Annotated in this window: 8 protein-coding genes; all 8 read right to left on the reverse strand. The window is 28.9% G+C overall.

Annotated features, from left to right (window positions below):
• Positions 1-53: 53 nt before the first annotated feature.
• The 8 genes from AALI31_RS05885 to brxC all read right to left on the reverse strand — a co-directional run bounded on the left by AALI31_RS05885 (position 54) and on the right by brxC (position 16,137).
• Positions 54-1,490, reverse strand: a complete 1,437-nt coding sequence (locus AALI31_RS05885) for an ABC transporter substrate-binding protein (protein ID WP_489885604.1) — start codon at positions 1,488-1,490, stop codon at positions 54-56.
• A 57-nt stretch (positions 1,491-1,547) separates the two neighbouring features.
• Positions 1,548-3,530, reverse strand: a complete 1,983-nt coding sequence (gene ligA / locus AALI31_RS05890) for an NAD-dependent DNA ligase LigA (protein ID WP_489885605.1) — start codon at positions 3,528-3,530, stop codon at positions 1,548-1,550.
• Between the two features lie 19 nt (positions 3,531-3,549).
• Positions 3,550-5,748, reverse strand: a complete 2,199-nt coding sequence (locus AALI31_RS05895; RefSeq protein WP_489885606.1) for an ATP-dependent helicase — start codon at positions 5,746-5,748, stop codon at positions 3,550-3,552.
• An 11-nt stretch (positions 5,749-5,759) separates the two neighbouring features.
• Entirely contained in the window at positions 5,760-6,476 is a 717-nt protein-coding gene (locus tag AALI31_RS05900) for a pseudouridine synthase (RefSeq protein WP_489885607.1), read from the reverse strand.
• A gap of 149 nt (positions 6,477-6,625) precedes the next feature.
• On the reverse strand, positions 6,626-7,210 hold the full coding sequence (locus AALI31_RS05905) for a lytic transglycosylase domain-containing protein (protein ID WP_489885608.1): 585 nt from the start codon (positions 7,208-7,210) through the stop codon (positions 6,626-6,628).
• A gap of 70 nt (positions 7,211-7,280) precedes the next feature.
• Positions 7,281-9,311: a triple tyrosine motif-containing protein gene (locus AALI31_RS05910; RefSeq protein WP_489885609.1), complete on the reverse strand. Its 2,031-nt coding sequence runs from the start codon at positions 9,309-9,311 to the stop codon at positions 7,281-7,283.
• 165 nt (positions 9,312-9,476) lie between these two features.
• Complete coding sequence (pglX, locus tag AALI31_RS05915; protein ID WP_489885610.1) at positions 9,477-12,944, reverse strand: BREX-1 system adenine-specific DNA-methyltransferase PglX; 3,468 nt, start codon at positions 12,942-12,944, stop codon at positions 9,477-9,479.
• A 4-nt stretch (positions 12,945-12,948) separates the two neighbouring features.
• On the reverse strand, positions 12,949-16,137 hold the full coding sequence (brxC, locus tag AALI31_RS05920) for a BREX system P-loop protein BrxC (protein WP_489885611.1): 3,189 nt from the start codon (positions 16,135-16,137) through the stop codon (positions 12,949-12,951).
• Positions 16,138-16,159: the final 22 nt, after the last annotated feature.

Consider the following 16,159-nt stretch of genomic DNA (forward strand, 5'->3'; position numbering starts at 1 on the left):
AAATACAAAAACGACTCTCAGGTTTAAAACCCCAAGAGTCATCTCTCTTCATATTAATTTAAATTATTAATTTGGATTGTGCCATTACCATCGATAGAATTCTTATCTAGCCCAATACTAGATAATATAAGATTTGGTTTGTCAAATTTCAAAATATCACCTTTACTATTTTGTGTAAAATGAGATATTAGTATATCATATTCTGTTTCCTTAAGACTGTTTTGTATATAATCATCCTCAAACGCAATGATGTTTATGGATATATCTAACTCTGCATTTAAAAATTCTTTAAATTTTCTTGCAAGCTGTATGTAATTATCCTCAGAGTGAGTTACAATTTTTAAAGTTTTGTTATCTTCGAAATTATATTTTTGAAGCTTATTTATAATGTACTCCTTATCAAATACATATTTATATAAACCTTCATTATCTATACCATTAACGTATCTTATATCTTTGGTGTCAACTATAAAATTCATAAAATTCCCTTTTCTCAGTCTCTGACTTTCGTCCAAATGTTCTTCATCCAAATTCATAGATACCTCCGCAGTCTTTTCTCCATTGCTAAATTTATCTAAATTAAATACTAAACTCGATATATCATTATGGACATAATATAAATCCCTAGAATTAAAATGATCATCCATGGAACTATACGCAATATCAAAAACAAATTTAATCTTTCCAGATTTATAAGATTCCAAAGCAAACTCTCTAGTTGAGAAAACCTCTAAAATTATTTCCTTATCGTTCCCCACAGAATACAATTTTTCGTCAACAGTCTTATAATTATTTAAATAATAATATTTATTTGGTTTTAATATGACTTTCAAATTTCCATCTTCACTATCGTATATGTTATGTATGACATAAGCACCTGAATAATTTATATACTGATAAAAATCCATATAATTATACAAATACTTAAACTCACTCCTTAAAGAAAACTTATCTTTAGTTAAATTTTTAAGGAAGCTTTCATCCCTATATGCAAGTTCGATTAATAAACAATCTTTTTTATCAACCTTAATTCCAACCTCATCAAAAGCAACTTTGCCATCATAAAATTCTTGAACACCAACTATAGATTTTAAATCATCATAATAAAACCTTTCCTCATCTTTACTTATTATATTTTTAAAAAAATCTAAAAAATCCTTAGATGTTATCAAATCTCCATTACTAAAATAAGCATCATTCCTAATATAAAACTTATATATTAATCCATCCTCAGATACAGTACACCTCTCCGCAATCCCAGAAATAACATCGCCATGTGAAGAAAGATTTACAAGACCCTCAAATAAATTGCCCACGACAACATTATTAACATACGATTCATCCGATAAATAAAGAAGATTTTCAGGTAAATTCACAACACCAATAGAAACTACATTTGTTGTCCTTGTAGTTTCTTTCTCTTGTAAAACGTTGAAAGTTAAATTATAAATAAGAAAAATACCCAAAATAATTACCTTAACTACCCTCACATAATCACCTTCTAAAATTTAAAGATTATATATAAGGATAATTCCAAATTTTAGATTTTATATTCCTACTTTTTCACAAATTTCACTAAATTCATCCTCCGATAAAGTTTTTATATTTAAAGAAATAGCTTTATCAAATTTACTTCCAGCACCTTCACCAAATATTACATAATCTGTTTTTTTACTGACAGATTCAGAAACTTTTGCACCAAATCTTTCGAGTAAATCCTTTGCTTCACGTCTCGAAAAATTTTTCATGGTTCCAGTTACAACAACAGTTTTTCCTAAAAACTCATTTTCCTTAAAATCATTATCGTTACTATCAATAAAATTTATACCGAGTTCTCTAAAACGATTTATTTCATATACAACTTTTGGATTATTGAAAAATTTCAATATATCTTCAACAATTATTCCTCCAATTCCATAAATTTCACTCAGTTCTTCCCTAGTTAGTTTCATTATTTTGTCCAGTGTTTTAAACTTTCTCACAATATCCTTGGAAGTCTTAAGTCCAACATTTCTTATTCCTAAAGCATAAATAAAATTCGCAAGATTACACTCCTTACTTTTCTCTAGAGAATTTAAAATATTATTTACCTTTTTATCTTTGAATTTATCTAGTCTTATTAAATCATCAAATTTTATTTCATAAAGCTCTGATACCTTCTTCATATTCAACTCTTCATAAAACTGAGTTGCAATTTTATCACTTAATCCCTCGATATTCATAGCATCTCTTGATGCAAAATGAACAATTGATTTTATAATTTGAGGTTTACACGATATGGCATTTGTACAATAAATATGTACCCCATCTTGACTTAGCTCAGAATTACAAGATGGGCAAGCATTTGGGATTTGTATCTCCATCAAATTCTCATCATCACTTATTCCCCTAATTATTTCAGGTATAACATCATTTGACCTTCTTATCAATACTTCCCCATTTAGTTTTACATTTTTCCTCTTAATATCATCTATATTATTGAGCGTTGCTCTTTTTATGGTTATACCTGCCATATCAATTGGCTCTAAAATTGCCGTAGGAGAAACTCTTCCACTTCTTCCAACATTCCATTCAACATCAATTAATTTTGTAATCCCCTCTTCAGCTTCAAATTTATACGCCATAGAAAATTTCGGATGCTTAACCGTATATCCCAAAATCTCTCTCAATTTAAACTCGTTAACGGAAACAACAACTCCATCAATATCGTAATCAAGAGCACCTCTTACGGACTCTATCCTAATTATTTCATCTTTTATCTCATCGAAGGTTTCGCAAAATTTAAAATCTGCACATTTGAATTTACTCTCTTTCAAAAACTCTAAGACCTCTAAATAGGTTTTAAATTTCCCTTCTTCAAAATATCCAATATCAAAAAAGAACCCTGTCAAATTTCGTTTTTTAGTTTCCTGTACATCCAAATTCCTAAGAGCACCTGCAGCTCCATTCCTCAAGTTTTTTAATGGAACATTTGCTCCTTTGTTATATTTTTCAAATTCCTCCTTCGTCATAATGATTTCTCCACGAATCTCAAACGAAGAAACATCATCTATACCTAAGGGAATACTCTTTATAGTTTTAACCTGTTCAGTTACGTTCTCACCAACCTCTCCATTCCCACGAGTTGTAGCTTTTGTAAATTTTCCATCTTCATAAGCTAAATTTATACTAGCTCCATCAAACTTTTGCATTACAATATAAGTCGGAGCAGATATTTTATTCTCTTTGGCAATTTCGAGATTCTTATCATACCAATATTTAAATTCTTCAAAGGAAGTAACCTTGTCAAGACTCCACATCTTTGATTTATGTACAGATTTCTCAAATTTATCTAAAATAACATCTCCCACACGCTGAGTAGGCGAATTATATAAAATATGCCTGGTTTTAATTTCAAGCAATTTAAGCTCATCGTACAGTTTGTCATACTTTTTATCATCAATTATTGGATTATCTAAAACAAAATACGAATACGAACATTCATTTAAATATTTAACAAGCTCTTCTATTCGCTTTATTTCTTCATTCACAAAAATCTCACCTCTTTATTTAAATGAGCTCGATTGGTGCTTTGCTAAATAACAATTTTTTCACTCCATTGCTATCAAAAGCAATATACAGTTTAAAATCTCCATCGCCTTCTTCTACTTTTACAATCGTCCCAACTCCAAAAGTTTTGTGCTTTATCTTTCTACCTATCCTAACCTCATCTTTAGAGATATCGTTTTTAATTTCATTAATTTGTTTACTAGTGTTTCTATCATAAGGAAATTTTTCAAAACTCCCCATGGTGTCGCTTCTAAATGCACTTCTTTCATCACCATCAAAATTAATATCCATTATTAAGTTTTGGGGAATCTCCATTAAGAATTTCGACTTAGTTCGATAGGTCATTTCACCATAAACCATTCTAACATTCGAGTATGTAAAATATAGCATCTCTTTAGCTCTAGTTATACCTACATAACAAAGCCTTCTTGACTCTTCCATTTCCTCAATATCTTCAAAACATTTGTTACTTGGAAAATTACCATTTTCCATACCAACTATAAAGACAACAGGAAATTCAAGACCTTTTGATGAATGAAGAGTCATAAGAGTTATAGCAGAAGATCTTTCATCATATTTATCAACCTCTGAAACCAAAATTATATTTTCTAAAAAATCTTCAATACTACATCCGTAATTTAAATTTTCAAAATTCACAGCTGCATTTATGAATTCTTCAATATTTTCAATTCTCGTTTGATATTCAGCATCTTTAGAATTTTTCAAACCTTCCATATATCCTACCTTTTGCAAAAGTGACTTTATGAACTCAGAAGGTTTGCTCTGAAGTATTTCCCTCATATCAAAGATGATTTTTACAAAATCCTTTAAAATAGTTACTGTTCTCATGGAAATCGTATGTATCTCAAACGATGCAACCATAGCATCAAAAAGAGTAATTCCATTTGCTGCTGCATACTCTAACAACTTATCAATAGTTGCATTACCAATTCCTCTTTTAGGCTCGTTAACAATTCTCATCAAACTTATTTCATCGTTTGGATTAATAACAGTTTTTAAGTATGCAATAATATCTTTAATCTCTTTTCTTTCATAGAATCTCACAACTCCAACAAGTTTATACGGTATTTGGTATTTTACAAATATTTCTTCAAGAATTCTAGATTGAGAATTTGTCCTATACAAAATTCCAAAATCCCTATAGTCATATGCTTTAGACTTCATAATCCTAGAAATCTCATTGATTATAAATAATACTTCCTCCTCAGCCCCATCAGCTTTAAACAATTTTATCTTTTCTCCTTCTGGATTAATGGGCTTTAAAATTTTATCTTTACGTCTAGAATTATTTACGATTACGCCATTTGCTGCACTCAAAATATTAGCCTTGGATCTATAATTTTTCTCAAGCTTTATAACCTTTGCATTACCATAGTCCTTTTCAAAATTGAGGATATTATCAATGTTGGCTCCTCTCCACTGGTATATACATTGATCATCATCACCAACAACACAAACATTTTTGTATTTTAACGCCAAAAGTTTTACCAAATAATATTGAGAATAATTCGTGTCTTGATACTCGTCCACCATTATGTATTTAAATTTTGATTGGTAAAATACAAGAACATCTTCATATCTTTCGAAAAGTTCTATAGTTTTGAAAATTAGATTATCAAAATCCAAAGAATTATTTTCATATAATTTCTTTTCATACAACTCATAAATCTTAGCTATAAGTCCCTCACGATAATTATCAGCAAATTTAATAGCATCGGTAGCCTTAATAAAATCGTTCTTATACTTAGAAATCTTTTTAATTACATCATTGACTTCTATGTTATTAGTATTGACTCCCAAATCATCCATGCACCTCTTGACCAAGGTCTTTTGATCATAAAAATCATAAATCGTAAATGACTTCGTATAGCCAAGTTTTTCAATTTCCCTCCTTAGGATTCTGACACAAAGAGAATGGAAAGTTGAAATCCACATATTTTCAGCAACTTGTCCTATAAGTGATCGAACCCTATCTTTCATTTCCCTAGCTGCTTTATTCGTAAAAGTTATGGCAAGAATTTGATAGCTATTTATCTCCAAATTCTTTATCATGTGAGCAATTCTATATGTAATCGTACGAGTCTTGCCAGAACCTGCTCCAGCTAAAATAAGTAAAGGACCTTCCACGGTCATTGCTGCTTCCAGTTGTTCCTCATTTAAAAATTCTCTCAATTCCATAACTCTTCCTCCTAAACTGATTTTAAGATATTTACTTCACTATCTGTTAGATGTCTGTATTCGCCTTCATTTAAATTACGATCAAGCTCTATACCACAAAATTCAATCCTTTTAAGATACAAAACGTTTGAGCCTATCGCACTAAACATTCTTTTAATTTGGTGAAACTTGCCCTCGGTTAAAGACAAAATACATTCAGAACCCTCGGCACTTGAATTAACAATTTCGAGTTTAGCAGACTTACATTTGTATCCATCCTCAATTACAACTCCATTATTAAAGGTTTCAATATGAGAATTTTTTAAACATATATCCACCTTAGCAAAATACTTTTTTTCAACATGCCGCTTAGGAGATAGAACCCTATGGCACATGTTCCCATCGTTTGAAATTATCAAAAGACCAACAGTATCCTTATCGAGTCTCCCAATTGGATAAGGGGACAAACCCTTATCTTCATCGTCTATAAGTTCAAGTACTGTCCGATCGAATTTATCGTGTGTCGCCGATACAAACCCTGAGGGTTTATTCAGCATCAAATAGATAAAATTTCTATACACAACCTTTTTATCTAAAACGTATATCTCATCTTTCAAAACATCAACATGGACAGAAGGTATATTTACAATTTCACCATTAACCGTGACTTTCTTTTGGCGTATAATCTTCTGAGCTCCTCTCCTGCTTCCATAACCTGAATTAACAAGAATACTATCCAACCTTTTCATAAAACTTTAATTCCCTTCTCTATCTGATAAAAAATATTCTACTACATATGAAATTTTTTAACAAAAAAAATTTAGAAGTAGCTCATAACTAATTGAGCTACTTCCATTTTTGCAATTTTCATTTTATAAATTTTTGTAAAACACTTTAATTAAAACTCATTATTGTAATAGTGAAAAACCTTAATCACATGTATCTGTGTTTCTTTTGGAAGCATAGATACATCGTCAAGCGATTTAAAACCACTTTTATCTAGTGCGTTACCTCCACAGTTGTAGGCCGCAATAGCTTTAACTATATCTCCCTCATACCTTTCTATCATTCCCTTAAGATGTCTTGTACCCGCATCAATATTTTGATAAACATTGTAGGGATCTTTCACATTAAATTTTTCTATAGTGTTAGGCATTATTTGCATAATACCTATAGCTCCAGCATCTGAAACACAATTTGGATTAAAGTTTGACTCTTGTTTTATCAATGACTTTATGAGATTTTTATCTACATCATATCTCTTAGCTGAAATATTTATAGCATCATTTATAATATCAGATTCAAAAATTTTGCTAGAACATAAATCCCTAAATCCAAAATCCTCAATGGGGTTATGTAATTCATATAAAAATATCTCTTGTGTGTTATTCGAAGCTAAAGTAGTATACGATTTTAACATTAGCCCAAAACATGAAAGTAAAAGTCCTGAAACAAAAACTTCTACAGTATCCTTTAAGTTCATATATACCAAATTTTCCTCCCAAAATATTTTATATTATGTTTGGTACTTTAGGAGGTTTTTATTCAGAAATCTATGTTACTTTAAATTCATAAAGTGCATAATCCTCATAATTACAAGTCTTATATTCACTTTTTGCCAAAACCAAAAGTTTATAATTCCCTGCCCTAAATGGTATAAAGCTATAAGTATTTTTTCGACTATAAGTTTGCACCCTTCTCCATTGCCCTTGATCCATGAGATAAAATTCATATCCGATGTTTCTACCACCGCTAGAATTAACAGCAAAAAATATAGAATTGTTTATAACTAGATCATCTTCTCCAGCTTCGCAAATTATTCTAGTACCAGATATAGGTAAGGAATCTTGGACATATATCTTTACCTCTTTTCTCGTATCATACTCAAGCTCAGAATTTTTGTTTTTAGCCAAAACATTTAATGTGTATCTCCCTTTTACTGTAGGAACATATTCATAAGCTATATTACCACTAAAGCTAGTTTCCTCAATAACATGATCATCCACTGATAAAATATATTTAAATAAAATATCTTTTGTATTTTGAGCAACAATATCAAATATCACAGGCTCTCCAACCACATAACACTCTTGAGTCCTATACAAAATATAATCAATTCTAGCAGGATAATAATCCCAAACCTTAAAATGCAATATAGTAGAAGCATCATATTGCTGAACTGAAAACATATCTTTAACTTTTATTTCCAGTTCATAATAACCTGCCTCTTGAGGCATAAATGTTAAAAAGTTCTTATCGCTGTAATCAATAAATCCAACTTCCTTATTTTCCTTTGTTATAACAAAATTATATTGAAGCTTCAGTCCACCTTCAGCCTTGACTATAATTCCAATTGGTTTATTCTTAACATGCTTTTCATAAGAGTCTATCTGGACATCTAAAATTTTAACAACCTGAGACACATAAGGTAACACTTCAATATCTAGTTCAGCGAAAACATCATATCCATGGGAATTGCTCTCGTCTTTTACATAAACAGTAATTTTATAATCTCCAGAAACCTTAGGTATCCACTGATAAAAATTTTCTCTTAAATAACCACTTTCTTCTATGAATGGTTCATCATCTGTGCTCGGTCCATTTATGACATACTTAAACATCAAGTTCTTTCCACCCTCAACCTGTGCATTAAATATAATCGGATGCCCTGTATAATATGGAGAACTTAAATCAGCAGAAAAGTTCATTATCTTTATTTCGTTATAAGGCTTAACCTCATATATGATAACTGCCCTATCATCATAATTATTAATCGAGTACAAATCTTTAATTAAAACAAGTAATTTGAATTTTCCGTAATTCTCTTCAACAAAAGAGACCATACTCTTTGTGGAATAATCCTGTACAACATTAACATTTCCATTATCATCAATCACGATAAACTTATACAAAACTGTTTTTGATTCCTCATTTTTCACTTCGCACTCAAATATTAATTCTTCACCAGAAATTAATTCTTTGCTTAGGCTTTTAAGTGATACAATTTCAATCTTTACAGCCTCATAAACATAAAACTTCACTGTCGAAAAGTCATCGAAATTATTTTCAGAATTTTGTCTTTTGCACTGAACAAGAATTTCTTTCTCACCAGTTTCATTTAGAGTTAAAACAAGTTTTTCATCTGATGTATAATCTTTCAATAATTCCCATCCATACTGACCATTTATCCAAAATTTATATAAACTCGGGGAATAAATCGAATCAACCGTTAAACATAACTGATCTCCAACCGTATAGCATTCCCTGTCTAAATGTATAGATTTTATTATTTTTTCATCTTCAAAATTTTTACCAATCGTATAATTAACCCTTATTATATTGTCAAAAGCTTTTCTACTAGAAATCTTTTTAGATTGTACCATAACTATGTAATTTCCATACTCACTTGGCGTCCAAGCAACTTCTTTCTTGGTAGAAAAATCCTGTATAGTATACCAAACTCCATTTATGCCAACACAAAATCTATATACCGTATCTTCTTCCAAGCTCGAAACACTTATATCTATCGGAATATTTTTGTCTTGTGGAGACGGTAAACTAAAATTTACATCTAACTCATTCACGATTTAGCCCCCTTAAAACTCATACACTTCAATTCAACTCTAAAAATGATCAAAAACATACTTGCTCAAATTCAATTTTTCCAAAATTATCAACCATATTATACTTCATTTAATTATTTACCTTCAACTAGAAACCTCTAAATTTACAAATTTTAGATAAACGATCTATTTAAATAACGTTTGGTTATTTTCCAATCCTATATTTTGTAAGTTTTCATAGTTGGCTATCACACCATCTTGTAAATCTATATAGATATTAGAATCACACGCATAAGAAACAAGGCTTCTGTATCTTTTAAATTCCTCGAATTTCAATACTAATCCTTCCTTATATTTCTTATACTTTATAGCATTCCCATTTTTGTACAAATCATCCAACTTCATAATCTCATTTTCATATTTTTGCTCAATTATATCTAGATAATTCATTTTAAATTTTAATATATCTTCTTTTGAAAATCTGTGAATGCAAGTTAACGCATTAATTGCATTATTTTTACCAGAACAAAATTGCAAGTATATCGGATGTTTATTGTAAGTCTTCATATGAGTTTTAAAAAATTCTTTAATGAAATATTGACTTATATTTTCTCTAAAATTTAAACCCTTATAAGACAATGTCTCACATATAAATTTCAAATTTTCATCAAGGGACTCCTTCCCAAACACAACACTCAAAAAATGTACAAACAAATTATGTATATCATTTTCAAAATATCCTTCTGGTGAAATAACTATTAAGTTATCTTCCTGAGGTAAAAATGATCTATACTCCCTATTAAAAATATTTTTTGAATTTTCAATAACTCCAAGATAGTCAATAGAATATCTTCCAAAAACACATCCAACAAAATAGCTCATAAATGATTCAACAAAACTTCTTTCATCAATTTTCCTTATGGATACGTCCTCATCCTTAACGTACTCAGAAACTTCTTCATCAAAACCATATATTACTTTGAAAATCTTGTTTATCCTTTCTTCATTTTCTTTAACCTCTGAAAACAAAGTTTCAATTTGCTTCTTAAAATTTTGAAAAGAATCTTTAATAAAAGAACTAATCTTAAACTCTATAGCCGGATGTGTTTTAAATTCCCAAGAGGTTTCATAAAAATTCCATTCCCTTTTGCACAAATATATATTTCTGTTAGCAAGCATATTTATTTCATCCAAATGAGAATCGTCAATTATAATAGGAAGATCTCCAATATTTCCAATTTGAAAATTAACAGTTGGAGCTATTGAGGATAAAAGATAAAAGCAAACATTCGAACATAAAAATGCCAAAACATATTTATCGTATTTTTCATCAGGAAAAATAGAAGATCCCGATACGTCAAATATAAAACCATGATCCTTATATCTAACGCCAAAATTTTTAAATCCAAAAAGAGACCACGTGATTCCTTTCTTAAAATAGTATTTTCTATTTTTTACCACAAACTCTGGATCAGTTATCCTCGGATACTTATCTCTTACGAATTTTATAAGATTCTCCCCTGAATTTTCATATTTGACAATATATTCATTATTACCATACCACTTCCTGTAGTAACCACCCTTGTTATACGGAAACCATTTTTTATCAATAAATCTCAAATCATCATGAGATTTACAGTCAAACTCGATGTCATCTTTATCTATTTCATACCAATACCTTACAAATTTTTTATTATCCGTAGTTGCCATTCCTTGCTTTGGTTCAAAATACTCTTTAAGCGATTTGAATTTTTTGAATACCTCTCTCGCTCTTTTGCTTATCCAATAATTAAGAGGAGCACCCGGTACATCATAAAAAGATTTCAACTTTATTTTGAAATTTCTATTTTGCGATACAGGAAAATCATTCAAGTTACCATTTTCATCCAGATTATTAAATTCCACATAATTGTATACTCCTTCATAGTCCTGCACAAATTTCTTTTTGAAGACTGTAGCACTCGTACCAAATGCTATTGGCATTACATTATTATCCATGTGGAGCAAAGACACTATGGTATTACTTTGAAAAATAGATCTCCTTAATTTTTCAAACTTACATAGAAACATCCAAGATTGCATAGTAAGCATCACATTAAAACCATTTTTACAAGTCAGCTTAAACCCTCTTTCAATAAACACAGAGAACAAATCCATTTTACTATTTGGATAATTATACTTTAGATATGTAGAAAGTTTCTCACTCATCCCCCTACTACTCATATAAGGAGGATTCGTTATAACAATATGGTAATTACAACTTAGAATTCTGGCTATGCTAATTACTTTCTTCATGCAATCGCTCTCATATTCGGATAAGTATTCGTACAAAGATTCTTCAATTAAATCAAAATTCAACTTCTTCACAGATACCAAAGATCCATATTCCTTCGCATCCATGAACACATCTAACAAATACTTTATATCTTTAGCATAGCTAATATTTAATCTTTCAATCTTTTCAATAATGTCATTATAAATATCATTGCTCTCGGTTATGGGATAAAAATTAAACTTCACTTTCCTATTGAAAAACTTCTTATACCTGCCTCGCCCTTTCATCATTAGAGAAAAATATGCAAGTTCATACGCTCTATCATCAATATCAATTCCAAACAAATTATTTTCAAGTATCAAGTAAGGAATTTCGTCTTTTAAATATCCATTTTGTACATATATCTCAAACAGCAAATCAAATACATAAACAAGTATGTGTCCACTTCCCATACATGGATCGATTATCCTTATATCCTCCGGTGAGATTTTCTCAAATTCATTCTCTGATATATCGCTAGTTTCAATATAATATTTAAGGTCAAATGGAAATTTAAAATCGGGATTATTGTGAAGATAAAACTTCCCTAGGGAATTCTCTACCATGTACTTTACGATCCATTTCGGAGTAAAAATTTGAGTGGCTGGAGGGATATTCTCTTTAGATATTTTTATATTTTGCTTTAATTTTTTAAATATTTCATCTTTCTTTTCAGTTATGTAATACTGGTACAACCATCCTATTATTTCAACATTGTCCAAAAAATAATTTTCATCAATATCCTTTACAATCCTTCTAATAAAACTATTTTCGTTAGACAAATTTGATGGAAACAAAATATTAATGTAAGCATCTGTTTTTTTAAAGAGCCCTGGCAATATATCATTTAAAGAATTGCATTGTGCAATGAACATATATCTAAAAAGCTCATCTATATCGTTATTATGTTTAAGCATAACTACATAATCTCTATCAAACGGAAAATCCAAATCATCAAAATATGTAATGATATCAGGCTCAGTTTTACTTTTATTTATGGATGATAGCACCCTTACTCCAGAAGGTAAATAATTGTTTATTTCCATAAACCTTATTGCTATTATCCTATTAAACCAAGTATAGGCAACCTCTTCTACAATAAAATCAAATCCCTTTTCGCTTATTTTCTTCACAAGCATTTCACGTTTTATGATATCGTGTCCATAGATTTTATACGTTTGAAAATTTCCTATGGTATATTCCTCATACTCTAAATTTTCAGATATATTTTTTTTAATTTCACTTTTTGTTATTCCGATTAAGGTGAGTTTGTCTGTTATTTCACGTATTAAAGTTTTTCTCGACCACGCTGCAAAATTTTTAACAATATTTTTATTCATAATACTAACCTTTTAATTTCTCTTTCAAGAAAATACTCTCCATCTTAATTCCATAAACATCAAATAACGTTTTACATTTATCCAATTTACATTTCAATTCACAAACAAGATCCAAACCTAGAGATATCAAAATTTCATCCTGAATAAAGTCATTTATATTTACAATGGCATCGCACAAAATCTTTTTATGTAAATCTATAAATTGCTGTGTGTAAACCTTAAGTTTTGAAATTTCTCCATAAGGCTTATCCATATTCAAAATACCCTCAATACCAAAAAAAGTTTTCACCAATTCACTATTACATATAAAGCTTTTATCTTTTTCAAAAATCCTATAAGCCTCTAACCCCTTTTCGAAAATTTCAAACTGGACACTATTGTAGAAATTAAAAATCATATCAAATTCATCAAAGATTTTCACAACACTAAAATCATGAGTTACTCTCTCAATAAATTCATCACTACTACACGATAAAGCATTAACCACAAATTTATCTAAATCTTCTACGGTATCCTTTCCTGGATACAAATGATCTCGGAAAACTAATTCCTTAACTTTATCTAACCTTAATTTAAATTCTTCCAAATCACTTTTACATTGTTTAAAAAAATCGTAAAAACTATTTGTCAAATACTTCTTATCAAAAATCTGTTCAAACATTTTTTTACAAGAAGCAATGCCTACTATCTCTGAATCATCACATTTAGAAATTTGTATCTTATTTGAAAAATTCTTATCCGAAGAAATCCCTTCCACGATTTCATCAAAATTAAAATTACATACTATCCTTCTCATTTTGAGCAAATACAATATTCCAAATAAAACATCATTCTTTCCAAACCCATAAGGTATACTTTTAAAGTGTTCGAACACTTGTCCAAAACTAATTTTATTAAATTGATTTAAAAAATCAGCAAGTTCATTTACAAAAAGTGAGTTTAGACTTAAAACCTCATTTAATTGATTTTGATTTTCAAAAATTTCAATTACACGATTAAATTTTTCAATAAATTTATTTATGTATCCAAATTTATTAAATCTGCAAAGCATAAGTCGATTGATAGAATCTTTAAAAATATCATTTACATCTTCAAAACTCTTGGAAACAATCTCTCCATTTACAAATATGGAAGATGTTTTTATACAATTTATAATTAAAATATTTATTCTATTAAGTCTATTTTTTAATTCATCTTCCTTGGATAGTAAAATAACTCCATATCTTTCTCTAAAATCAGATTTAATATACTTCAAAAACTTCTGTAATTTTAAATACAAAAAAACTTCATCAATTAAACTTTTGTCATCATTAAAATAGATTATAACATTGTTTTCAATACCAGATGCAATTCGTATAGAATCTAAATTAAAATCCTCATCATAGACAGTAGTTAAAATTTTAATTCCAATCATATTCTTTTGAGAGACTTTATAATTCAAATCATTTAAAATTTTGTTAAAAGAAAAGTTTATTTTATTTCGGTATCTTATCTTAGATATCCCGCAAACCTCATTAAAGATTTTATCACACAAAAATTCTTTTATTTCATGAGATTCGATATTTGTTTCTATTATTTTATAATTGATATCTCTCTCCATTTTTGATAAAAAGTAAAATCTATCACCATCACTATTAACAAATCCCTCATTAATTAATTTCTGCAACGAACTAAGGACTTTAGATTTTTCACAATTATTGTTAGAAAAATCCAATATAACAAGAGTCTCTATTGTTTCAACACATGGGATCACATTAGGTAAATACTTTATTAATAAAAGTGTCTTTAGAATATTTATATCGAAATTATCTAAATTTCTATTATCATAGGCAATTGAAAAAACATATTTGTGATTGTGATCTATAAAATCTGAAATAGCATCATAAAACATATAAAACGGCACAACTGAATTAAATTCATAATTTTTAAAATTAATTAATACCTTCTGGAAAAATATTAAAATGCTTCTCTCACCTTTTGACATATCATCACTTATTACATTATTTATGGACATGAAATAAATAATATCTTTTATGAGTTCGAGTTGATATGAAAAAAATGGATAAAACAAACCAAACTCTTCTCTACTTATTTTTGAGACTTTTGAATCAAATAAAGAACTTAGCCTTAAATTATTTTTTATAAATAATTCCCTATCTATGTACAATTCATGAATTTTAGACAAGTATTCCTCTTTCTTTAACAATAACCTTTTACATAAAACCTCACCCATGCTCGCACTTGATAAATACAGTCTACTCTCAAATCGACTTTGAATCTTAGAAAAATCATATTTTTTGTTATTATCAATAGAATTTATATCAACATGACTTGTAACTACGACAAATACTCTACCGAAACATTTATTTGATAGCTCTTCAACAATTGTTTGAAGATTCAACATCTTATTTAAATTATCTGAAATAAATTGTGAAACCTCATCTATCATAAATATGATACTGTGATTTTCACCTTTTGAACTTATATACTCCGAGACTTTTTCAGAAAACTTTTCTACATTCATCCTGTAATTCTTTTCAATACTTATAAAATAATTTTCTCCTTCTTCATAATTATAGTTTTTAACATGACACAAAGATTTAATTAGGTCATTTCTATGAAAGTAAAACTCCTCCCTAGCATCTTCCCAATTTTTATTTGAAAGATTAAAAAAATAATCTTTAAACTCTCGAAAAATATTTTCCTCCAAAAGCCTTTCCTCAAGCTCGCAGATGAACCCATAGGTTTTAGAAAAACCCCTCATAGCATTAAACTCATTTACAAAAATATCTAACACACTACCCTGCATCATATTTTTGGAATCTATGTTAAATAAAATTACGTCTTTCTCAATATCAGATAAGAATTTCAAATCCTTTTCAATATGTAATAAGCATTTATTATTTTGTATGAGTAGATCAAGCCTTATGCCTTTAAGTATGTAGTATAAAATTTTCAGAAAATGAGATTTACCACTACCAAAAAATCCAGATATCCAAAATCCTATTCTATCATCTTGATTTATAAAAACATATTTATACATGCTAGTAAACAAATTAATACATTTGAAAACTTCCTCAGTAACAACATATTCATTAATTTCATCAAAATATTTTTTGTCAAGGCTTGAAACCTTAATAACACTTTGTATATTTCGTTCAATATCCTTTTCAAATATGTCCTTAATAAACATATTACACCTCAAAAAATAACAA

The sequence above is a fragment of the Anisomitus miae (SeqCode) genome (assembly GCF_054906395.1).

What these genes read in the sequence shown, in the direction of transcription:
- AALI31_RS05895 (WP_489885606.1), bottom strand. Translation starts at nt 5,748, where the DNA reads ATGGAATTGAGAGAATTTTTAAATGAGGAACAACTGGAAGCAGCAATG.
- AALI31_RS05900 (WP_489885607.1), bottom strand. Translation starts at nt 6,476, where the DNA reads ATGAAAAGGTTGGATAGTATTCTTGTTAATTCAGGTTATGGAAGCAGG.
- AALI31_RS05905 (WP_489885608.1), bottom strand. Translation starts at nt 7,210, where the DNA reads ATGAACTTAAAGGATACTGTAGAAGTTTTTGTTTCAGGACTTTTACTT.
- pglX (WP_489885610.1), bottom strand. Translation starts at nt 12,944, where the DNA reads ATGAATAAAAATATTGTTAAAAATTTTGCAGCGTGGTCGAGAAAAACT.
- brxC (WP_489885611.1), bottom strand. Translation starts at nt 16,137, where the DNA reads ATGTTTATTAAGGACATATTTGAAAAGGATATTGAACGAAATATACAA.